General features: G+C 64.8%; 14 protein-coding genes and 1 pseudogene. 7 read left to right on the plus strand and 8 right to left on the minus strand.

All coding sequences use genetic code 11. The features are described 5' to 3' along the window. Positions 1 to 478: 478 nt before the first annotated feature. Positions 479 to 2,671, plus strand: coding sequence for a protein kinase domain-containing protein (locus JX552_RS07000; protein WP_205876687.1), 2,193 nt, complete (start codon positions 479 to 481; stop codon positions 2,669 to 2,671). A gap of 344 nt (positions 2,672 to 3,015) precedes the next feature. On the opposite strand, the gene JX552_RS07005 is transcribed toward JX552_RS07000, so the two are convergent. The 5 genes and pseudogenes from JX552_RS07005 to JX552_RS07025 form a co-directional block, all read right to left on the minus strand. After that, the gene (locus JX552_RS07005; protein ID WP_205876688.1) at positions 3,016 to 5,985 is read right to left on the minus strand and encodes a protein kinase domain-containing protein; all 2,970 of its coding nucleotides are present in this window, start codon (positions 5,983 to 5,985) and stop codon (positions 3,016 to 3,018) included. Between the two features lie 413 nt (positions 5,986 to 6,398). Further along, a complete protein-coding gene (locus JX552_RS07010) occupies positions 6,399 to 9,347 on the minus strand; it encodes a protein kinase domain-containing protein (RefSeq protein WP_205876689.1) in 2,949 nt (982 codons plus the stop codon). Positions 9,348 to 9,476: 129 nt separating this feature from the next. Next, a complete protein-coding gene (locus JX552_RS07015; RefSeq protein WP_205878287.1) occupies positions 9,477 to 10,637 on the minus strand; it encodes a BTAD domain-containing putative transcriptional regulator in 1,161 nt (386 codons plus the stop codon). A gap of 1,080 nt (positions 10,638 to 11,717) precedes the next feature. Continuing rightward, a pseudogene (locus tag JX552_RS07020) lies at positions 11,718 to 11,874 on the minus strand (IS1380 family transposase); the annotation flags it as partial. Between the two features lie 39 nt (positions 11,875 to 11,913). Further along, complete coding sequence (locus tag JX552_RS07025) at positions 11,914 to 12,975, minus strand: LysR substrate-binding domain-containing protein (RefSeq protein WP_241010937.1); 1,062 nt, start codon at positions 12,973 to 12,975, stop codon at positions 11,914 to 11,916. A 542-nt stretch (positions 12,976 to 13,517) separates the two neighbouring features. On the opposite strand from JX552_RS07025, the gene JX552_RS07030 reads away from it, so the two are divergent. Then, the gene (locus tag JX552_RS07030) at positions 13,518 to 14,384 is read left to right on the plus strand and encodes a pseudouridine synthase (RefSeq protein ID WP_205876690.1); all 867 of its coding nucleotides are present in this window, start codon (positions 13,518 to 13,520) and stop codon (positions 14,382 to 14,384) included. Further along, entirely contained in the window at positions 14,381 to 17,284 is a 2,904-nt protein-coding gene (locus JX552_RS07035; RefSeq protein ID WP_205876691.1) for an arylsulfatase, read from the plus strand. Before JX552_RS07030 ends, JX552_RS07035 begins: the two co-directional genes overlap by 4 nt. On the opposite strand, the gene JX552_RS07040 is transcribed toward JX552_RS07035, so the two are convergent. Both JX552_RS07040 and JX552_RS07045 read right to left on the minus strand, forming a co-directional pair. After that, positions 17,281 to 17,490, minus strand: coding sequence for a hypothetical protein (locus JX552_RS07040; protein ID WP_205876692.1), 210 nt, complete (start codon positions 17,488 to 17,490; stop codon positions 17,281 to 17,283). The genes JX552_RS07035 and JX552_RS07040 overlap by 4 nt on opposite strands. A 79-nt stretch (positions 17,491 to 17,569) precedes the next feature. Then, a complete protein-coding gene (locus tag JX552_RS07045; RefSeq protein ID WP_205876693.1) occupies positions 17,570 to 17,920 on the minus strand; it encodes a DUF732 domain-containing protein in 351 nt (116 codons plus the stop codon). A 98-nt stretch (positions 17,921 to 18,018) separates the two neighbouring features. Here JX552_RS07045 and JX552_RS07050 point away from each other — a divergent pair, with 98 nt between their 5' ends. The 4 genes from JX552_RS07050 to JX552_RS07065 all read left to right on the plus strand — a co-directional run bounded on the left by JX552_RS07050 (position 18,019) and on the right by JX552_RS07065 (position 21,558). Further along, entirely contained in the window at positions 18,019 to 18,201 is a 183-nt protein-coding gene (locus JX552_RS07050; protein WP_205876694.1) for a hypothetical protein, read from the plus strand. Continuing rightward, positions 18,198 to 19,310 carry a phosphate ABC transporter substrate-binding protein PstS gene (pstS, locus tag JX552_RS07055; RefSeq protein ID WP_205876695.1) on the plus strand — a complete coding sequence of 371 codons (1,113 nt, stop codon included), beginning with the start codon at positions 18,198 to 18,200 and terminating at the stop codon, positions 19,308 to 19,310. The genes JX552_RS07050 and pstS overlap by 4 nt, the downstream gene beginning before the upstream one ends. A 98-nt stretch (positions 19,311 to 19,408) precedes the next feature. After that, positions 19,409 to 20,617, plus strand: coding sequence for a PPE family protein (locus tag JX552_RS07060; RefSeq protein ID WP_205876696.1), 1,209 nt, complete (start codon positions 19,409 to 19,411; stop codon positions 20,615 to 20,617). A 23-nt stretch (positions 20,618 to 20,640) separates the two neighbouring features. Beyond that, on the plus strand, positions 20,641 to 21,558 hold the full coding sequence (locus JX552_RS07065; protein ID WP_205876697.1) for a CE1 family esterase: 918 nt from the start codon (positions 20,641 to 20,643) through the stop codon (positions 21,556 to 21,558). Between the two features lie 7 nt (positions 21,559 to 21,565). Here JX552_RS07065 and nei2 read toward each other — a convergent pair whose 3' ends face one another. Continuing rightward, the gene (nei2, locus tag JX552_RS07070; protein WP_205876698.1) at positions 21,566 to 22,315 is read right to left on the minus strand and encodes an endonuclease VIII Nei2; all 750 of its coding nucleotides are present in this window, start codon (positions 22,313 to 22,315) and stop codon (positions 21,566 to 21,568) included. Between the last annotated feature and the right edge of the window lie 3 nt (positions 22,316 to 22,318).

The raw sequence follows: 22,318 nt of genomic DNA on the forward strand, positions 1-22,318 counted from the left end.
CCGCAAGCGTCGGTTCGGGCCACATGCGCCGAATCGGCTCCGGGTTGCGGACTTACCAATACCAATCAGGTGAGTTAAGTCGCCAACAGAGAAAGTCGAAAAACCCCACGCTCGCGGTCAACGCAATGCAGAATGGTTGACTTAGGTCGCCAAAACAAACCAGCCGCAAGGGTCTGCCCGTGCCGGAAGTCGCCGATTCCCGGAACCCGTGGCGAGAACAGGTTACGTGTCGGTGTGTCGAGTATGGAGCAGGGTCCGTGTCGCTGATCGCGCGAGGCCAAGCAAAGCGTCGGTCAGTCCGGATATGGCCGTCAGCTACCGCCAACTTGGACCGCGATCTCTCGCGGCGGGTTGCCGGATGACGGTATTGGTGCATGCTCTTGCGGAAACCTTTGCTGATCCTGTCAGCTGGTATACACGGCAGCATGTCGAGTTCGCGATCGCCATGTGCTGACAAGTCCTACGATGGCGAGGCTCAATGACGAATTTGGATTGGGCGGTCACCGAAGCCGAGCGTGCAGCGGCTATCAGGGCCAATCTGCGTGGTATCGCAGGAGAACTGGCGGCGTTGGGTTTTATCGACGCAGCTGAGGTCGGCCGCGGTGGATTTGGTACGGTATACCGTTGCCTTCAAACAACTTTGGAACGTGTAGTAGCCGTTAAGGTGCTGACGGTTGAGCACCCTGAGGATCAAGCGCGGTTCGTAAGAGAACAGCAGGCGATGGCCAGCTTGACGTCCCATCCCAACATCGTGGCAGTCCTACAGGTGGGCCGTACTGCCTCCGGCTATCCCTTCCTGGTGATGCCGTTTTGCGCATCGGGGTCATGGCTGGACCGCATCGCTAGTGCAGGACCACTGGATATCTCCGAAGTGACCCGGGTAGGAGTCAAGATCGCCGGGGCGCTCCAATGTGCACACCAGGTAGGTATTGTTCACCGCGATATCAAACCGGCCAACGTGCTCTCGTCAGCGTACGGTGAACCGGCGCTCTCCGATTTTGGGATTGCCCGCATCATCGGTGGGTTCATAACCGTCCCCGGAGTTTTTCACGGGTCACCAGCGTACTGCGCTCCGGAGATACTCCGTGGCGAACCGCCGAGCGCGGCCGCCGACGTGTACGGGCTGGGCGCGAGTCTGTTTACCGGATTGACCGGTCGCCCGCCATTCCAGCGGCAACAGGGGGAGAATCTTGTTGACCAGTTCGCGCGGATCTCTGAACTGCCACTGCCCGACCTCCGTGACACAGGGATCCCCGCCGACCTTGCCGCGCTTATCGCCGAGGCAATGGCCCGCAACCCCGGTTGCCGGCCTTCGGCACTAGAACTAGGCCGGCAGCTTCAGCAAATTCAAGCTTGTCATGAGCTGGCTGTCGACGCGATGGTCGTGCAGGATGCCACCGCCGTTGGCGGATCACCTTCGCCCCGGCCTCGTTCACCTGGTTCGGCGTACGCGAGGGCACCGCAACTGGTGGGGCGCGACGACGAGCTCAAGCGGCTGCGCATGTTACTGACGCCCGCCCGCTTGGTGACAATCACAGGCGCCGGCGGGATCGGCAAGACCGCCCTCGCGCTTCATGTCACGCAACAACTGCGTGCCGAGTATCCCGGTGGCATTTGGATGGTCGAGTTGACCAACGCGCGCGACATGCGTGAGCTGGCTGGGCTCGTAGCTGCAACTCTGGGCTTGAGCACGGTACCGAGTCCACCGTCCACCGAAAAGTTCATCGAGCGTCTGAACCAAGGACGAACGCTGCTGGTGTTGGATGACTGTGCACACCTCATTGATGACGTGGTAGGGCTGATCAATGCATTGTTGCCGCGTTGCCCACAGCTCAAAATCATGACCACGAGCCGTGAAATTCTTGCAGTCAACGAGGAAGCTTTGCTCGTTGTACCTCCCCTTGCTCTGCCCTATCCAGTCGAGCCCGTCAGCCCGCACGATTTGGGGACCTATGACGCGGTCGCGCTATTCGTTAGGTCCGCGCAGACCGCGGCACCGGCATTTGAACTCACCCCGGATAATGCCGCCATGGTGGGCCGCATTTGCGCGAGACTCGACGGGTTGCCGTTGGCGATCGAGCTAGCCGGGGCGCAACTGGCTACCTTGTCCGTGGAGCAGCTCTTCAATGCACTGCGCGACAATCATGAAATATTCTTTGATGTTTTCCAAGACGGTGATTACCGACAATCGCTCGCCAAGTGCATCGGACGCAGCTACGACCTGTGCAGTGAGTCGGAGCGACAACTCTGGGCGCGACTATCGGTGTTCGCGCACAGCTTCGATCTGCTGTCAGCTCAGCATGTCAGCGGCGACGACCTATCCGCCTCGGAATTCTTGGACCTGGTATGCGCCTTGGTGGACAAATCGATCTTGATCCGTACCGAGAACGAAGGATCCGTGCGTTTTCGCTTGTTGGAGGTTCTGCGCGACTACGGTCGCAGCCGTATCAGTGCGATGGAGCGCAGTCGGCAGAGCATTCGCCACGCGAACTGGTGCCTGCAGTTACTTCTTGACGCGGAAGCACATTGGTCCGGAACTCAGCGGGAACAGGCGTTGAACTGCGAACTTCCAAACATCCGCAGTGCCCTGGCATTCTGCCGGAACAGCGTTCCTGCGATGGCACAAGAGATGACTGTGTTGCTACGCAAGTTTGGTCTGGACCACGATTAGCAAAGATGCCGGCGCATGAGTCGGCCTGTCAGTCGATGATAGGGCAACGATCACCGCCCATTGAGTTCTAATGCCGAGCACTTCGCTCGACCGCCTGCCACCCAAATGGGGTGCACGTGACCAAGTGCGCATTCGGAGCCGGTTCACAATTCGCCCCGGTTTTCGTTTGCATGTGAAATACCGCCGAACAGTTACGTCCAGCGGCGTGTGAGGTCACCCCGACTGGCCGCAGACCCGAACCCCTGGGCCGGCACCGCGTATGACGAGTTGCAGGAGGAGTTGGAGTTAGTCTCTTCAGCCTGACCCGTAACATGATCCGCAGCGCCTGCTTGCTCTAGCCAGTTTCACAGAGACACTGCCCGCCCCTCGTGTTTTCCGAGAGCCTCTGCCGCTCTTCCCAGAGCCAGGGCCACGGCTTCACGAAATGTAAGGGCGGCGCCCTCGGCCCATGCCGCCTCGAAAGCCTCCCGGTCGAGTGCGCGGCGGCACTGGCTATCACACAGGTCATGAGCGGCGACCTGGTCAGGGATGTCCATTAGCGGACTACCTATGGCTCGGCTCAGCGCATCGGATGCCGCCATTGTGCTGATTGCCCGGCGCCAGTCGTGACGCGCAGCCGCAATCCACGCTAACGACTCCAAGCACTGTGCCCCAACGAGAACATCGCCGACCAGATGCGACAGGCGCAAGCCCTCAATCAGGGCAACTTCGGCGTTGTTGGCGTCCCCGCGCAGCCAGTGGACGACGCCCACCGCTGCCAGAGCCCGAGACTGATACATCGACTCTCCGCGCGACGTCGAAAACTCCACTGCCGTTTCGAAGTGGCTCATCGCATTGTCAAGGTCGCCGGTGATCTCATAGATCCAGCCCAGAGAGTACGTCGATGCCCACTGCACCTCAAAGTCTCTGGATTCGGCCAAAGCTCGCCGGAATCCCTCGATTGCTCGTTCGATCTCACCTCTCCGCTCGGCGATGTAACTTCCGATGCAGTCGAATCTGGCACACAACTCGGCGTCGCCCAGCATCGCAAGGTGCTCGCGTGCTTCGTCGAAAGCGACGCATGCCGCGGCGATGTCATTGCGTAGAAAGTCGATCACCGCGATGTCGCCCAACGCGTTGGCACGCAGCGTGGTCGGTTCGTGTGGGGCGGCGGCTACGGCTAGTTGGAGCCAGTGGCGTGCTTCGCCGAGCATGCCGCTTTGGTGCCAGACCGGGCGCATGGCAGTCGCCATTTCCAGTGCGGCGTCAGGGTTGTGGTCGAGGGCGAAGTGCAGTGCTTCGCGGATGTTGGGCAGCTCCTGCAGCAACAACGCCGACCAGAACAACTGACCGTGGCCGAACAGCCGACCACGGGATTGTTGTAGTAGTCGGCGGTACCAGTCGGCGTGGCGGGCGCGCAGCCGGTGGCGTTCGTTGTCGGTGATCTGGGTGTTTGCGTAGTCACGCAGTGTCTCTAGCAGCCGGAAACGCACGTGGTCGCCGTCCTGGAAGCGAATGAGGACGGACTTGTTTACCAAGTTGTCCACGAGATCGAGGACGCCGCCATCGTCGGCTAGGTCGTGGGCGAGATGACACGCGGCGGCTAGGTCGAAGCTGCCGGCGAATACTGCGAGCGCGGTCCACAGGTGTTGTTCGGTGGTGGTGCACAGGTGGTAGCTGGTGTCGATGCAGGCGGCTAGGCTTTTGTGGCGGGCCGGAGCGCGGCGTTGGCCTTTGGTGAGCAAGCTGTAGCGGTCGGTGAGTCCGTCGGCGATTTGTTGGGCTGACATGGCCCGCAGGCGGGCGGCGGCCAGTTCGATGGCCAGCGGCAGGCCCTCTACGCGGGCGCAGATGTGGGCGACGGCGGCTACGTTGTGGCTGGTCAGTCTGAAGTTGGGGACTGCCCCGCGGGCACGGTGCAAAAACAGTTCCGCCGCGGGGAAGGTCACCAGGGTGTCGGGGTCGGGGTGGGTGTCGGTGTCGGGCGCGGCCAGGGGTGAGACCGTCAGCACCGTTTCGTCGGCGATGCCCAAGATTCCGCGGCTGGTGGCTAGCACCTGCATCTGTGGGCACAGGCGCAGCATTGTATCTACGAATTTGGCCACCTCGTCGATGAGGTGTTCGCAGTTGTCGAGCACCAGCAGCGCGTGGCGTTGCCCTAGATGTGCCATGACCACCTCGGTCAGTGTTCGGCCGGGTTGATCGCGCACGCCCAGCACGGCGGCTACCGTTTCGCTCAGCAGTGCGCCGTCGCGCAACTCGGCCAGCTCGACGAGCCAGACCCCGTCGGGGTACTCGGAGCGAAGGCGGGTGGCGGCGTGCACCGCCAGGGTGGTCTTGCCGACCCCGCCGACACCGGTCAAGGTGAGTAGCGGCGCACTGGCCAGCTGGGTGCCAATTTCGGTGACCTCGGCGTCGCGGCCGACCACCTCGCCGGGAAGCACCGGCAGGTGACCCGCGGTGGAGTTCGTGGCAGTGCCCGCCACTGCGTGGCCAGTGGAGTCGTGTAGTCGGACGCGGCGCAGCTGTTCGCTGAGTTTTGCCGCTGAGGGTCGTTGTGCGGGATCGAGGGACATCGCAGCAGCCACGATGGAGGCCACCTCGGCGGGGATGCCGCGGGCATCCAGATCGAGATCGGGTACTGAGTCCTCGGTCGTCCGTACGAATTGGGCCACTACTTGCTCACCGTGGTGGCGTTCGAAAGCGGCGTGACCAGTCAGCGCGGCAAACAGTGTGGCGCCCAACCCGTAGACGTCGGAGGCATCGCACGGGGGGACACCGTCGAGCAATTCCGGGGCAGTGAAGGCCGGCGTGCCGACCAGCATCTGCCCGGCCGTTTCGAATCCCCGGCTGACACCGGCGACGCCGAAATCGGTCAGCGCCGGTTCACCGTAATCGGTGAACAAGATGTTGGCCGGGCTCACATCACGATGCACTACTCCCAACCGATGCGCCGCGGCCAACGCGTCGGCGATCTTGGCGCCGATCCCCAATGCCTCATCACGATCGAGCGCTCCGTGCTCGGCGATGCGCTGCTGCAACGATCCCCGGCCACACAGCGGCATCACCAAAAACGGGCATCCGCTGGCGGTCTGACCCGCTTGCAACACCGCCACGATGTGCGGATGCCCGGTCACCCGGCCCATCGCCTGCTGCTCGCGCACAAAACGGGCTCGATCCTGTTCGGAAAGCCCCGCTAAGACCTTGACCGCCACCGGCCGACCCAGATCCGACTGCACGCAGCGATACACCACCCCTGACCCACCCCGGCCAATCTCTAGCGCGTCAACGAAACCCGCTGCCGCCAAGTCCGCCACCGCATCAGCAAAATCCACCGGACCCTCGCCAACCATCCTTCGAGCCCCTTACGTCGAGGTCAATATAATAGGAACCGCCCCTCACAAGGGGGTCGTTGCCCGAACCCCGGCTCCCGAACTGGCCTTGTAACCGGCAACCCCACAGAGCTACTGGCTGGGGTAGGCCGACCCACAAAGCCGCCACCCCCCGGATCCACACCACCCATCCGCAGAACCCTCATCTCAGTGTCGATGGAGTTGGGCCGCCACACCCGTGCGCAGGACGACCAACGCCCGGCCCACGAACGCCTCAGCAGACCCGACGGGGGACCCGGGCCAGGCATATGCACCGAGCCTGCCGAGTCCAGCAGCCGAAGTGGTGTGCGTATGGTGCCTAACGGAATTGTGTGCAAAGTTCGAGGATCCCCAGCGTCTGCTCAATCGAGCAAGTTTCACGCCAGCGCGGCCCGCTCCTCGTACTTGTCCAGCGCCAGGGCGACGGCTCCGTCGAAGGTCAGTGCGGCGCCTTCGGTCCACGCGGCCTCGAAACCTTCATTTCCGAGCGCCTCGCGAGCCATCTGTTGGCACGCTTCATGGCAAGCAATCAGGCCGGGCACGTACAGTAGCGCGATTCCCATCGCGCGGCTCAATGCATCGGCCGCTGCCAACAAGATCGCGGCTTGACGCCAATCGTGACAAAATGCCGCCACCCACGCCAATGTCTCCAGGCACTGTGCGCCGTTGAACGGATCACCGACGAACTGCGACAAGCGCAGCCCTTCGACGAGGGCAGTTACCGCGCGCTCAGGCTGCCCGCGCAGGTACTGTCCCATGCCGACCGACACCAGCGCCCGGGACCGATAGATCGACTCCCCGTGCGATTTCGAGAATTCGATGGCAGCTTCGAAGCTACTCACCGCTTCGTCAAGGTCGCCCGCGGCCGCCAAAACCCAGCCGAGGTAGTACAGCGACGCCCATCGCACCTCAGGCTCGACGACACCGGCGACAGCTCGCCGGATGCATGACGCTGCTCGCTTAACGTCGCCCTCTTGCACGGCAAGGTAGCCCTCCATGCAATCGATAGTGGCGCTGAGTTCCGCGTCGTACTCCACCGCGAGGCGATCACGGGCCTCGGCCACTCGCGCGCTGGCCGCCGGCAGGTCGCCCTGTGCGAATTCGACGAACGCCAGGTCGCCTAGAGCATGGACGCGAAGTGGGCTGGGCTGACGTTTCGTCGCGGCTACGGCTAGTTCGAGCCAGCGGCGTGCTTCGCCGAGCATCCCGTTGTTCAACCAGACCGAACGCATGGCTATGGCCATTTCCAGTGCGGCGTCAGGGTTGTGGTCGAGGGCGAAGTGCAGTGCTTCGCGAATGTTGGGCAGCTCCCGCATCAGCCGATCCGACCAGAACAACTGACCGTGGCCGAACCATTGCACACGGGATTGTTGTAGTAGTCGGTGGTACCAGTCGGCGTGGCGGGCGCGCAGCCGGTGGCGTTCGTTGTCGGTGATTTGGGTGTTTGCGTAGTCACGCAGTGTCTCTAGCAGCCGGAAACGCACGTGGTGGCCCTGCTGGACGCGCATCAGGATCGACTTATTCACCAATGCATTCGCGACCGCGCGAAGGCCGTCGATCCCTAGTTGTTCGACTTCCAGATGGTCCGCGGCGGCTAGGTCGAAGCTGCCGGCGAATACTGCGAGCGCGGTCCATAGGTGTTGTTCGGTGGTGGTGCACAGGTGGTAGCTGGTGTCGATGCAGGCGGCTAGGCTTTTGTGGCGGGCCGGAGCGCGGCGTTGGCCTTTGGTGAGCAAGCTGTAGCGGTCGGTGAGTCCGTCGGCGATTTGTTGGGCTGACATGGCCCGCAGGCGGGCGGCGGCCAGTTCGATGGCCAGCGGCAGGCCCTCTACGCGGGCGCAGATGTGGGCGACGGCGGCTACGTTGTGGCTGGTCAGTCTGAAGTTGGGGACTGCCCCGCGGGCACGGTGCAAAAACAGTTCCGCCGCGGGGAAGGTCACCAGGGTGTCGGGGTCGGGGTGGGTGTCGGTGTCGGGCGCGGCCAGGGGTGAGACCGTCAGCACCGTTTCGTCGGCGATGCCCAAGATTCCGCGGCTGGTGGCTAGCACCTGCATCTGTGGGCACAGGCGCAGCATTGTATCTACGAATTTGGCCACCTCGTCGATGAGGTGTTCGCAGTTGTCGAGCACCAGCAGCGCGTGGCGTTGCCCTAGATGTGCCATGACCACCTCGGTCAGTGTTCGGCCGGGTTGATCGCGCACGCCCAGCACGGCGGCTACCGTTTCGCTCAGCAGTGCGCCGTCGCGCAACTCGGCCAGCTCGACGAGCCAGACCCCGTCGGGGTACTCGGAGCGAAGGCGGGTGGCGGCGTGCACCGCCAGGGTGGTCTTGCCGACCCCGCCGACACCGGTCAAGGTGAGTAGCGGCGCACTGGCCAGCTGGGTGCCAATTTCGGTGACCTCGGCGTCGCGGCCGACCACCTCGCCGGGAAGCACCGGCAGGTGACCCGCGGTGGAGTTCGTGGCAGTGCCCGCCACTGCGTGGCCAGTGGAGTCGTGTAGTCGGACGCGGCGCAGCTGTTCGCTGAGTTTTGCCGCTGAGGGTCGTTGTGCGGGATCGAGGGACATCGCAGCAGCCACGATGGAGGCCACCTCGGCGGGGATGCCGCGGGCATCCAGATCGAGATCGGGTACTGAGTCCTCGGTCATCCGTACGAATTGGGCCACTACTTGCTCACCGTGGTGGCGTTCGAAAGCGGCGTGACCAGTCAGCGCGGCAAACAGTGTGGCGCCCAACCCGTAGACGTCGGAGGCATCGCACGGGGGGACACCGTCGAGCAATTCCGGGGCAGTGAAGGCCGGCGTGCCGACCAGCATCTGCCCGGCCGTTTCGAATCCCCGGCTGACACCGGCGACGCCGAAATCGGTCAGCGCCGGTTCACCGTAATCGGTGAACAAGATGTTGGCCGGGCTCACATCACGATGCACTACTCCCAACCGATGCGCCGCGGCCAACGCGTCGGCGATCTTGGCGCCGATCCCCAATGCCTCATCACGATCGAGCGCTCCGTGCTCGGCGATGCGCTGCTGCAACGATCCCCGGCCACACAGCGGCATCACCAAAAACGGGCATCCGCTGGCGGTCTGACCCGCTTGCAACACCGCCACGATGTGCGGATGCCCGGTCACCCGGCCCATCGCCTGCTGCTCGCGCACAAAACGGGCTCGATCCTGTTCGGAAAGCCCCGCTAAGACCTTGACCGCCACCGGCCGACCCAGATCCGACTGCACGCAGCGATACACCACCCCTGACCCACCCCGGCCAATCTCTAGCGCGTCAACGAAACCCGCTGCCGCCAAGTCCGCCACCGCATCAGCAAAATCCACCGGACCCTCGCCAACCATCCTTCGAGCCCCTTACGTCGAGGTCAATATAATAGGAACCACCCCTCACAAGGGGGTCGTTGCCCGAACCCCGGCTCCCGAACTGGCCTTGTAACCGGCAACCCCACAGAGCTACTGGCTGGCCATTGACTCTTGATAATTGGCTTCAAAAATCAGGTGGTGGTCACTGATTCGAATCCGATCGCCGTCGTGCAGGGTAGCGCTGGAACGGATGCGTCGACCGGAAACATACACGCCGTTCACCGACTTCAGATCCACCACGACGAAACTCGAACCGGTGTCGACGATCGCTGCGTGGTGACGGCTGACTCGGGCGCCGTGAAGGACGATGTCATTTGTGGGGCTGCGGCCGATTCGCGTGGTCGTTGCGACCACCGGATATCGCCGCTGATTCGCGTCTCGCAGGGAAGGCCCTCCAGTGGCGCCGGGAAGCGCCGCCACCTGATGGGAAAGTGTGCCGATGGTGTCATCGGCGCTCGACCGAGCGGACTGGCGGACGTCCAGCGGCTCTTGGCAAAGGATGCGCTTGTGTATGCCACGCACGGTGGGACCGGGGTCCACGCCAAGGTCGTCGGCCAGCGCTTGGCGCAGCCGCTGATAGGCGTCAAGAGCATCGGCTTGCCGGTCGGCCACGTAGTACGCGGAGATCAACTGCGCCCAAAGGGGTTCTCGATAGGGGTGGTCGACAGCGAGCTTCTCGAGCTCGCTGATCACCGAAGATGCTCTTCCGCGGGCGATCTCGACTTCGGCGCGGAGGATGCGCGTCACGACCTTATCCTCCTCAAGGCCACTAGCGAATGCGTCGGCAAAGCCGAAGTCGCGCAGGTCATCCAGGACTGGTCCGCGCCACTGCGCCAAGGCTTCCGAGAAATGATCGCTGGCCTCCTCGAAGCGCCCATCCGCAGTGGCTCGCATTCCTTCGCCCTTGCGAGCTACGAACTCGCCGAGGTCGTATTGGCTGTCGAGAACCGCCAGGCGATAGCCCGGGGAAGTGTTGGATAGGAATCCACGGCTCTCGACGCCGGAATTGGCCATGAGATGGCGCAGGTTGGACACATAGGCGTAGATGGTGGGGCGTGCTCCCGAAGGAGTGTCCTGCTCCCACACCGCGTCAATGAGTGCGTCGATTGCCACCGGACGGTTGCGATTGATGAGCAGGGTGGCCAGCACCGCCCGCTGTTTGGGCGTGCCCAGAGATACCGGCACGCCGTCCACGCGCATCTCTAGCGGCCCAAGGACGCCAAACCGTAGCCTTTCCTGCGTATTCAACATGCAGCCTGCCTTCTGATGACCCACCGATACCATTGTGCGGTAACGACGTGGGGTGGCGGGCATTTTGGGGTGCCGAGCCCGGTCCCGTCAGTTCAGTCGGGGGCTGCCGAAGGTCCCTGGGTGCGTCTGCTACGGCGTTGAGGTTTGCCGCCCAGTAGGCGGTGCGCTACCCGATCGAGGTGACTCACGAACGGAACACTCCAGGTGATCACACGACCATTTTTAGACAACCGCGCACGGCTACCCGAATCGCGTAAGCGGGCGGCCTCGAGACGCTCCGGGTGCACATGAACCTCGGCGCGATTGGGATTCTGCGGTCGCCTGCGGCAGAACGATGGTCCGAATGCGGTAGTGCAACATGGCGTGTCTTTCGTCGAGTCGCTTGGCCCCCGACAGTCGTCACCAATTCCGGCTGACGGTGACTCTAAGACCGGCTTAGCCGGGGGCGCTTGATAGTGGGCTTGGGCATTGGTGGCGATATCGCGCGGGAGCAGTCGGCGTTTGGTGAGGATGCTGATCCACGTCGGCTTGGCGATGCGCTCGACGAGGGCACCGGGGCTGAGAGCATTGTGGGCAGGCGAGACAGTGACTCAGCGTGGGTCGATGGGCGTCGAGAGTGTGATGGTTCGGCACCGCACGCACCGCAGGTAAGCCGCTCGCGCTGCTCGATACGACGGAGTGTGTCCGCTCGGAGCAGACGCGGTCGCCTTCGGACGTGTCGCCGACGCCATTGAGCACGCGCGTGGAGGCCGTGAGGGTTTCGACATCGCCATCGCGATTCGCCCAGGTGACGCCCTCGACAGGTTCGCCACCCCGGGGGCGACCTGGGCGATGCACGCCTTTGGCCCGGGCACCGGCTAGATCAGGTGCTGCGGGTCATCGACCGCGGGGCTCCGGCCTGATAGAAGCGGGGAGCCCATCCCGTCCCCTTTCGACGCGCGAAGCCTTTGGAGGTGCGTAGGCGGTGAGACTGGGTGCCGGTTTCGAGGATGTGGGCATTGATCACCTACACCGACACGACAGCGTCACGCCGATCTGCGCCGACCATCGCTGCACCCTCATTCACGAAGAGCCGGCTAATCCTCGCGCGACCCCGTTGGTCCCGCCGGAGCACGCCGCTGCGCGCAGGAGGTGGTGGGCGATCGCGGCGCATAGAATCCAGGCCGAGTTCGCGCCGAATCGGACTGAAGGGCAGGTATGCCAAGGGTCCGTCGATGGGGTCGGAGCAGACGGTTTCTGGTCCAACACCTCGGACGCGGGTTGATGTCGGGTTCTGCTACGCCGTGCGTATGGAAGGCGTGCGGCCTTGGAGTGGCTTGTGCGCGCCTTCTGGCATTGTCCACAATTGCAGGTTGGCAGTTGACCACGTTTGTTCCGACCCGAGTTCAGGTCGTTCGGCAAACGCGAGGGCCGTGTCGCGAAACGCGGCAGCTGACGGCGGGAGATACCCGTGTGTCATCCATCCAATAGCAATAACTCCGATGAGTGCCTGATCATCAATTGCGATGTCGACGGTATCGGGCGTCCTCGCGGCTGAACGAGGCAACACCCCGATCCCCAGGCCCGCCCCGATCAGGCCCCGCAACGTTGTCACATCGCTGCCCTCGAAGGCGATCGTGGGACGAAAACCGTGGCGCACGCAGGCGTCATCGAAGACCCGTCGCAGGGCGTGATCGGGCTCAAGCACCACGAAGGGTTCAGCTGCCAACTCGTCGAAACCGACAAGCTTACGATTGGCCAGCGGGTGCTCGCGTTCGACTACAGCGCACAACTGCTGGGTGAAGAGTTTTCGCCACTCGACTCCTGGCGCGTCATCGAATGTCATCGGATGATTCAGACATACATCGACGACACCATTGGCTAGGTCAGCGACCAATCCGGGTCCGGTGCGTTGACGGAGTTCGAACCGCGCCGTGGCATGACGTTCCCGATGGCGGCGAATAAGGCGGGGTACGGTCGCCGCGCCCAGTGAACTGAGATAACCAAGCGACACCGTCCCGGCGTCCACCCCTGCGAGTTGGCGCACATTCTCTACGGCAGCGTCAAGATTGCGCTGCGTCGACAGACTCGCACGTAGGAACGCCTGCCCGAAGCGATTGAGTTCGTTAGCCCGACCGCGTCGGGTAAATAATTCGACTCCGATCTCGGTCTCAAGAATTGCGATTGCCCGGCTGACTGCTGATTGCGACACGAGCAATTTCTCAGCAGCATCGCGGAGTGTGCCGCACTCGGCAACGGCTTGAAAGTAACGCAATTGGTAGAGTTCCACTAAGTCACCGTACTTTCGTGAGTCGCGGCAGATCTTTTGCAGATGAAATCGACCCAGGATGCTGTACATCCAACAATTGAACCGACATGGAGCGTCTGACGGTGCATGCTTGCATACATCAATGGTTGTAGCTGGAGCTTCATAAATCCTTAATGCTCAACCGCCCCCCTGAACCGGAGCGCCGCTACGCCTGAATCCACCGACAGGCCCGGTGGTGGTGGTGGTGGGTTGAGCTCCTGGTTTTGTTTCTGGTCACGGCGGGCGCGGGTGGGCGGCTGGTCTGTCCAGCTTCTCCTGTTGCGGTCCCGGTCGCCGGATTGGGCGGGTGATGTCCAGGTTGATTGTGGTCGGCCGATGACGTTGTCCCACAGGGTGATTGATGCGGGTCTCCGGGGCGGTGGGCGGGTGGTGCAGGACGGGTTTGCCTCGGGGCTGTCAGGCGGGTGGGCATGTTGAGCGGGTAGCGGCGCAAGGTGGCGCCGCGGGCGCTGCTCGTACTGCATCGCGCCCGCTGTCGCCCACCGTCTCCGACTGCGCATGCACGTTCTCACCACCACGATGTATCGGGAAAGCACCCCGCACGCCATAGCTGGACCGATAGTCTGCTCGCGATGAAGCCCGCACCAATGAGCGTTCGCGACGCGTTGGGGCCGGTGCGGGTCCGTATGCACGGCGGACCGGTACTGGCGGAACTCGTCGGCAGATTCGGCGGCGCGGCGGCCGCGAAGGTGCGGGCCGGCGAAGTGGTGGACGCCGACGGCGCGGTCGTCGATGACGCCACCGTGTTGCCCGCCGGCGCCAGCGTGTACCTCTACCGGGATCTGCCCGACGAAGTGCCGGTGCCCTTCGACATCCCGGTGCTGCACCGCGACGACGACATCGTGGTGATCGACAAGCCGCATTTTCTGGCGACCATGCCGCGGGGGCGCCACGTGGCCCAAACGGCCCTGGTGCGGTTGCGCTGCAGCCTCGGCCTGCCCGAACTCAGTCCGGCCCATCGGCTGGACCGGCTGACCGCCGGGGTGCTGCTGTTCACCACCCGCCGCGAGCTCCGGGGCCGGTATCAAACACTTTTCGCCTGTGGGCTGGTGCGCAAGACGTATCTGGCGCGGGCCGCCGTAGACCCTGCGCTGGCGCTGCCGCGCGTGGTCCGCAGCCGGATCGTGAAGCGCCGCGGCAACTTGCAAGCGGTGACCGAACCCGGCGAGCCCAATGCCGAGACGCTGATCGAACTGTTGTCTGCCGACGGGCTCTATCGCTTGACGCCGCGCACCGGCCGCACCCACCAACTGCGGGTGCAGATGGCCGGGCTGGGATTGCCTATACACGGAGATCCCTTGTATCCCAAAGTGATACATGTCGACGACGACGACTTCAGCACACCACTGCAGTTGTTGGCCCACCGTATCGAGTTTGACGACCCCATCACCGGGTCGCGCCGTGAGTTCGTCAGCTGCCGAGAGGAAGTCTGGTCATGAGTGAAGACAATGCGCTCGTCATCGTCGCTGGGTATCAGGACATCGACACCGCGCGCAGCGATTTCGAGAATCTGACCGGGCAGGCCAATGCCAAGACGTTGCCGCTGCAGGGTGCGGTGCTGGTGGGCAAGGACGCGCAGGGCAACGGGGTGCTGTTGGACACCGGCAACAAGCTGGGCCGCCGCGGCGCCGCCTGGGGTGCGGGCGCCGGGCTGGCTGTGGGCCTGTTCTCGCCGGCGCTGCTGGCCAGCGCGGCGTTCGGCGCCGCGGCCGGCGCCCTGGCCGGCACGTTCGCCCATCATCGGATCACCAGTGGTCTGGGGGACAAGATCGGGGAAGCCCTGTCGGCGGGCAGCGCGCTGATCATCGCCGTGACACCGGCCGACGGCCGGCTCGCGGTGGAACAGACGATGGCGGGTTCGCCGATGAAATCGGTTGCCGAGCTGAGTCGTTCGACACTGCGCTCGCTGGGTTCGGCACTGGCCGAGGCGATGGGCAAGTTCAACCCGGATCGCACCAAGCTGCCCATCCCGCAACGCAACTTCGGCGGTACGATCGGCCGCACTGTCGCCGAGTCGGTCGGTGACTGGACCATCGTTCCCGGCGCCGCGGCCCCGGACAACGCTCCCAATGTGCTGATCGTGCTGATCGACGACGCCGGCTTCGGAGGTCCGGACACCTTCGGTGGCGGTATCAGCACCCCGGCCCTGTCCCGGGTGGCCGAAAACGGCTTGGCCTACAACCGGTTCCACGTCACCGCGGTGTGCTCGCCGACCCGCGCGGCACTGTTGACCGGCCGCAACCACCACCGGGTCGGCTTCGGATCGGTCTGCGAGTTTCCCGGACCCTACCCCGGATACGCGACGGTCAAGCCGCGCAGTTGCGCCGCGCTGCCCCGGATATTGCGCGACAACGGTTATGTGACAGGGGCGTTCGGCAAGTGGCACCTGACCCCGGATAATGTCCAGGGCGCGGCGGGGCCGTTCGACAATTGGCCGCTCGGTTGGGGATTCGATCATTTCTGGGGTTTTCCGAGCGGGGCCGCGGGCCAGTACGACCCGATCATCACCCAGGACAACACGGTCATCGGTATACCGGAGGCGCCGTCGGGTGACCGGCCGTACTTCTTCCCCGACGACCTCACCGACAAGGCCGTCGAATGGCTGCATACCGTGCGCGCCCAGAACGCCACCAAGCCCTGGATGATGTACTACGCCACCGGTGCCACCCACGCGCCGCACCACGTCTTCAAGGAGTGGGCGGACAAGTACCAGGGCCAGTTCGACGAGGGCTGGGATGTCTACCGGCAGAAGACGTTTGAACGCCAGAAGCAGCTGGGCATCATCCCGCCGGAGGCCGAGCTCACGCAGCGCCCGGACTTGTTCCCGGCCTGGGACAGCCTCACCGACAGCCAGCGCAAGCTGTACGCGCGCCAGATGGAGGTGTTCGCAGGGTTCTCGGAGAACGCGGACTACAACGTCGGCCGACTACTCGATGCCATCGACGAACTCGGCGAGTCCGACAACACGCTGGTGATCTACATCTGGGGCGACAACGGCGCCAGCATGGAAGGCACGAATACCGGTTCGTTCAACGAGATGACGTTCCTCAACGGCCTGGACCTCGACGCCGACCAGCAATTGGCGCTGATAGAGCAGTACGGAGGCATCGAGGCGCTCGGCGACGAGTTCACCGCACCGCACTTCGCCTCGGGGTGGGCGCACGCCAACAACACGCCGTTCCAGTGGGGCAAGCAGATGGCCAGCCACCTCGGTGGCACCCGCGACCCGATGGTGATCTCTTGGCCGAGCCGCATCCGGCCCGACGGCAAGCTCCGCGGCCAGTTCACCCACTGCATCGACATCGCCCCAACGGTGTTGGAGGCCATTGGATTACCGGTGCCGACCAGTGTCGACGGAGTCGAGCAGGAGCCGATGGACGGGACCAGTTTCTTGCAGTCCTTCGATGACGCGGCCGCCGCCGAACACCGCACGGTGCAGTACTTCGAGATGTTCGGCAGCCGCGCCATCTACCAGGACGGATGGTGGGCCTCGGCACGGCTGGACAGGGCGCCATGGGATCTGTCACCGGAAACCATGCAGCGCTTCGCCCCCGGCACCTACGACCCCGACAAGGACGTCTGGGAGCTCTACTACCTGCCCGACGATTTCTCCCAGGCCCACAACCTCGCCGGCGAACACCCCGACAAGCTGGCCGAGCTGCAAGAGCTGTGGTGGCAGGAAGCCGAACGCAACCGGGTGCTACCGCTGCTCGGTGGCCTCGCGGTCATGTTCGGTGATCTGCCGCCGTTGCCCACCACCACCCGGTTCGCCTTCAAGGGCGATGTCCAGAACATCCAGCGCGGCATGGTCCCACGCATCTACGGCCGTTCGTATGCGATCGAGGCCCGGCTCACGGTGCCCGAGGACGCGCAGGGCGTGATCGTCGCCAATGCCGACTTCATGGGTGGGTTCGCTCTGTGGGTGGACGAGGAGCGCCGGCTGCACCACACCTACTCCTTCCTGGGTGTGGAGACCTACCGGCAAGTGTCGACCGAACCCATCCCCACCGGGGACGTCACCGTCCGGATGCTGTTCGACTCCGCCCAGCCGGTTGTCGGCTCCGGCGGCCGAGTGACCTTATGGGCCGGCGACCGCCAGATCGGCGAGGGTGAACTACCCCAAACGGTCAGCTTGTCGTTCACTTCGTACGCCGGGCTGGACGTCGGCCGCGACAACGGGCTGGTCGTGGACCGCGACTACGAGGACAGGGCGCCGTATGCCTACAACGGCACCGTCAAGGAGGTCGTCTTCGACCTCATGCCCGTCGCGCCGGAGACCGAGGTGGCGCTGCACGAGCACGCCTCGGTCCAAGCCGTGGGGCAGGGGGCGGCCGGCTAACCCGGGCTGCCCAGCAGGTCGCTCAGCCCGTTCTGGATTCCCGTGTCGATCTGTTCGTATGGGGTGCCACGGGGCAGGAACGTGGCACCGCCCTCGCAGCTGCAGGTCAGCACGCTGTACGGGTTGGGTTCGGCGCCGGCCGTATTCGCGCCGGCTACCGAAGCGCTGAGCGCCAACGCAAGGCCGAACACTACTTTCGCGATCAATGAATCACTCTCCGTGATATGCGTGTCGAAAGTGTATGCGGTCCACCCCGGCGCCGCGTTACGGCTCGGTAAAGGATTGCTACGTCGAGTGATGACGGGGGCAGTACGCGGCGATGCTCACGCCAACGAAGTAACCGGCGTGATATCCATCCAGGTTGCTGCTGCTGGTCACCTCGTTGGCGACATCGGCCTTCTGTCTACCGGCGTCGAGTTCGTTGCAGACCTGGTGGGCCGCGAGGATGGCGGCGTTGGGCGATCCGAAGTTGATGTTGTGCGCCTGTAGGGCGTTGAGGAACTGGCTGTCGACCGCGTCGGCATAAGCAACGGGTGCCGGCAACGTCGCGGTGAGGGTGAGCGACGCGACCACCAGTGCTGGGCCCACCGCGGACGCCCACCAGTGGCGGGACCAACGCGGGTTGCGGACGGCCATGCTGGCACCTCCTTGCGGCACGGGTGATGTAACACGCTGCTTACTCCGGGGATCATCGCACGTAACACAACCGCACACGCCACATCCCCATCAAATGCGTGACGCTGGTGCCGCCAGCTGACCGGACCGTGAACCCGTCGGAAACTGCAGTTGAAATCATCAAATCCGTACGGGTGCAGCCACCGTCGAGAACAAATCCCAACGATCTGAACTTGCTACGATGCCGCATGATCGCCAGCCAGACCGCGGTTTCGGCGGTAACCGTCAAGGAATTGAATTGACTCGCAACCGGTTCGGCGCCGCTCTGACGACTTTGATGATCGGCGCGGCGACATTGTCGGCGTGCGCCGGGGACAACGACTCCGCGGCGGGCAGCGCCACCGGTAGCACGTCGGCGGTGACCCGGGACTGCCCTGGCCGGCCCACCTTGAAGGCCAGCGGCTCCACCGCCCAGGCAAACGCGATAGCCCGTTTCACCAAGGCATTCGAACAGCAATGCCCCGGCCACACTTTGACCTACACCGCCAACGGTTCCGGCGCCGGAATCAGCGAATTCCTGGATAACCGAACCGATTTCGCCGGATCCGACTCACCGCTGGGCAAGGCCGAGTATGCCGCGGCACAACAGCGCTGTGGCTCACCGGTCTGGAACCTGCCGGTGGTGTTCGGACCGATCGCCATCGCCTACCGCGTCGCCGGAGTGACGTCGTTGAACCTGGACGGACCGACCGCGGCCAAAGTCTTCAACGGGGCTGTCACCACCTGGAACGCGCCGGCGATCCAGGCGTTGAATCCCGGTGTCGCACTACCCGCCGAGCCGATCCGAGTGATGTTCCGCAGCGACGAGTCCGGAACCTCCGACAATTTTCAGAGGTATCTCGACACCGCCGCCGGCGACGCCTGGGGCAGGGGCGCTGGAAAGGTTTTCAACGGCGGCGTCGGGGCGGGCGCAGCGGGCAGCGACGGTGTCGCTGCGGCCGTGGCCCGGACCGAAGGTTCGGTCACTTACGTGGAATGGTCTTTCGCGCTGGCACAGCATTTGAACGTGGCCAACGTGGTGACCTCGGCCGGACCCGAGCCGGTTGGCATCGGCACCGGCACGGTGGGCAGGACGATCTCGGCCGCCTGGTTCGCCAGGGAGGGCAACGACCTGGCCTTCGACACCATCTCCTTCTATCGGCCCAACCAGCCCGGCTCTTACCCGATCGTGCTTGCCACCTACGAGATCGTCTGCTCCAAGTACCCCGACGCGCTCGTCGGCGCGGCCGTCAAGGCGTTCCTGCAAAGTGCCACCGGCGCAGGTCAGAGCGGGCTGGCCGACAGTGGATACGTGGCGGTGCCCGAAGAGTTCCGGCCACGCTTGGCAGCCGCCGTCGACGCGATCTCGTAACCCCGGGGCGCCGGCGACGCACAATGTTCCGAGGTATTTCCCTTCGAAGTCAACGCAATGTTTCGCAAAAATTTACCTGAGTTGACATTGTGTATGGCATGGATTTCATCAGCCTGCCACCTGAGATCAGCTCGGCGCTGATCCACTCAGGCCCCGGAGCGCGACCGCTGATCGAGGCCTCGTACGCCTGGCAGCGGCTCGGATACGACCTCGAGGAGTCTATCCGCGCATATTCGCCCGTGTTGGCGACGGTGGGCGAAGCCTGGCACGGCCCGGCCGCCACGGCCATGATCCAAGCGGTGGGAACCTATCTGACCTGGCTGGGCAACACCGCGCAACAGTGTCTGGCACTAGGTTCGTCGGCCCAGGCCGCCGCGGGAGCCTTCGGTTCCGTGCTGGCCGGCGTGGTGCACCCGTCGGTGGTCAGCGACAACCGGATCCAGCTGGCCCGGTTGCTGGCCACCAACGGCCTGGGCAAGAACCTCGGCGCGATCGCCGAAACCGAGGCGCAGTACGAACGCATGTGGGTCAATAACGCCTCCGCCATGTACCGCTACCACGCGGCCTCCGCGCAGGCCCTGCAACTGCCGGTGTTCACGTCGCCGCCACTGATCAGCACCCCGGAAGGACCCGCGGCGCAAGCCGAAGCCGTGCACACCGCAGCAGCCTCGGCGACGTCGACAGGCGTGACGTCCGCCCTGGCCAACGCGGCGGCCGCGGTCGCGCCCGCCGACGCGGTCGCCCCGCCGGTGTCCCCGGTGGATACGATCCTGCAGGCCATCGGCGTCACCTTCGACCCCAACCAGGGCTGGTTCGGGTTGGCCAATACCTACGCCAACCAGTTCATATCGTCCGGGTTTCCGATCAACATGCTGAGCTACTTCGCGCAGTTCAGTTCGGCCCAGGCCCTGCAATCCGTGGCCCCGGACATCGCCGCTGGCCTGTCCGAGGGCGAATCGGCGCTGGGGGTGGCGGCCGACACGCTCTCAGACACCGCCGCGAACCTGACCGCGGCGCAACCGGCGGCAGCGATGGGTGTGGCGGTGTCGATGGGAAGTCTGTCCGCGCCGCCGGCCGCCACCGCGGTGCTGACCGGTGCGCACCTGCCGGTGCAGCTCGCCTCGGCGGCGTCGCCGCTACCGGCCGCGGATGCCGGCGCCGATTTCCCGATGCTGCCGCCGCTGATGGCCCCGCCCATCTCGGCCGGCAGCGGCTGGCGCAAGCGCAAGGAGCCGAAGTACGAGGACCTGGCCATGGGTCTGGAGCTCAAGGGCACCTTCATGACCCGTCCCCCCTCAGCGGGGTGAGCGGAGTCGGTACGTTTGACCGCATGCCCCGGGTGCGACTGCTCCTGCTGGCCGTTCTGCTCGCCAGTCTGGTCGGCTGCAACGAGCGGCAGGTCGCGGCGGCGCGTGCGCGCGATCAGGCGGGCATCTTTCCCTACGCGGGCCTGAACCGGACCTACGTGGTGCACGTGCCGCCGGGCCCGCCGGTCGGTTTGGTGCTCAACCTGCACGGCGGCGGCGGCACGGGGGCCGGTCAGCGCGGGCTGACCGACTTCGACTCGGTCGCCGACGCCAACGGCCTGCTGGTGGTCTACCCCGACGGCTACGACAAGAGCTGGGCCGACGGGCGCGGCGCGGCGCCGGCTGACCGCAAACGTCTCGACGACGTCGGCTTCCTGGTCTCCCTGGTGACCAAGCTGCGCGACGACTTCCACGTCCCGACCGGGCATGTGTTTGCCACCGGCATGTCCAACGGCGGCTTCATGTCCAACCGGCTGGCCTGCGAACGCGCCGATGTGTTCGCGGCGATCGCGCCGATCTCCGGCACGCTGGGCGTCGGCGTCTCATGCAACCCTTCGCGACCGGTGTCGGTACTGGATGCGCACGGCACCGGCGATCCGGTGGTGCCCTACAACGGCGGCGACGTCCGCGGCCGCGGCGGGCTGAGCCACGCCATTTCGGTTGCCAGCCTCCTGGACCGGTGGCGCGCCGTCGACCGCTGTCAGGGCCCTCCGACGGTCGAGGAAATGCCGCCGGTCAACGACGGGACCGTGGTGCGCCGGTACGACTCCGAAGGGTGCGCCGAGGGCACCGAAGTGATCCTGTATCAGATCGAGAAGGGTGGGCACACCTGGCCGGGCGGCAAGCAGTATCTGCCCAAGACGGTCATCGGGGCCACCACCCGGGTGTTCGACGGCTCGCAGGTGATCGCCGAGTTCTTCCTCACGCACGGCCGCGAGTGAGCACAGCTCATCGCTGGCACGAGGGACACCAGTACCGCACCCTTTCGGCCTCGCCGTCGTGGGAGATCGGGGTGCCGCACCGTCGGCACGGCTGTCCGGCCCGCCCGTACACCCACACCTGCCGGCCCGCCCGGGTGTCACCGGTGGTGGTGCGGTTGCGCCGGGAACGATTGGTCCACAACATCTCTCGGGCGCGCGAGACCAGCCGCCGCGGATCGGCGATGTCGCGCACCGGCGTGGTGGGCAGATGTCCGAAGACGAAACACAACTCGTTGCTGTAGACGTTGCCGACCCCGGCCATGACACGCTGGTCCAGCAGTGCGGCGGAAATCGGGCGGTCCGGGTCGGCGATCAGGTTGGCGGCGGCGACATGAGGGTTCCAGTCGTCGCCGAGCAGGTCCGGCCCCAGATGCGCGACGGCGGCGCCGTCTTGGTCGCGCTCGAGGATCTCGAGCACACCCAGATCGATGCCGACGGCTCGAATATCACCGGCTTCCAGAACGATTCGTGCCCGGTGATCCACCCGCTGACGGCCGACCCGCCAGCTTCCGTCCATCTTGAGATGGGAGTGAATGCTTGCCGGCCCGACCCTGATGAACAGGTGCTTGCCCCGGCTGAGGACTTCGTCGACCACCTGCCCGGTGAGGTCCACGGTGGCGAACTTGGGCACCCGCACATCGCAGCGCGTCAAGGTGCGACCGACCAGGTGCTCCCGCAGCACGGCCGCGGTGTGCCAGACGGTGTCGCCTTCGGGCATCGC

The organism is Mycobacterium gordonae (assembly GCF_017086405.1).
In the GTDB taxonomy this organism is placed as follows: Bacteria; Actinomycetota; Actinomycetes; order Mycobacteriales; family Mycobacteriaceae; genus Mycobacterium; species Mycobacterium gordonae_D.

Excerpts from the sequence above, each read along its gene's own strand:
- JX552_RS07000 (WP_205876687.1), top strand. The coding sequence starts at position 479 with ATGACGAATTTGGATTGGGCGGTCACCGAAGCCGAGCGTGCAGCGGCT.
- JX552_RS07015 (WP_205878287.1), bottom strand. The coding sequence starts at position 10,637 with ATGTTGAATACGCAGGAAAGGCTACGGTTTGGCGTCCTTGGGCCGCTA.
- JX552_RS07025 (WP_241010937.1), bottom strand. The coding sequence starts at position 12,975 with ATGTACAGCATCCTGGGTCGATTTCATCTGCAAAAGATCTGCCGCGAC.
- JX552_RS07030 (WP_205876690.1), top strand. The coding sequence starts at position 13,518 with ATGAAGCCCGCACCAATGAGCGTTCGCGACGCGTTGGGGCCGGTGCGG.
- JX552_RS07035 (WP_205876691.1), top strand. The coding sequence starts at position 14,381 with ATGAGTGAAGACAATGCGCTCGTCATCGTCGCTGGGTATCAGGACATC.
- JX552_RS07045 (WP_205876693.1), bottom strand. The coding sequence starts at position 17,920 with ATGGCCGTCCGCAACCCGCGTTGGTCCCGCCACTGGTGGGCGTCCGCG.
- JX552_RS07060 (WP_205876696.1), top strand. The coding sequence starts at position 19,409 with ATGGATTTCATCAGCCTGCCACCTGAGATCAGCTCGGCGCTGATCCAC.
- JX552_RS07065 (WP_205876697.1), top strand. The coding sequence starts at position 20,641 with ATGCCCCGGGTGCGACTGCTCCTGCTGGCCGTTCTGCTCGCCAGTCTG.
- nei2 (WP_205876698.1), bottom strand. The coding sequence starts at position 22,315 with ATGCCCGAAGGCGACACCGTCTGGCACACCGCGGCCGTGCTGCGGGAG.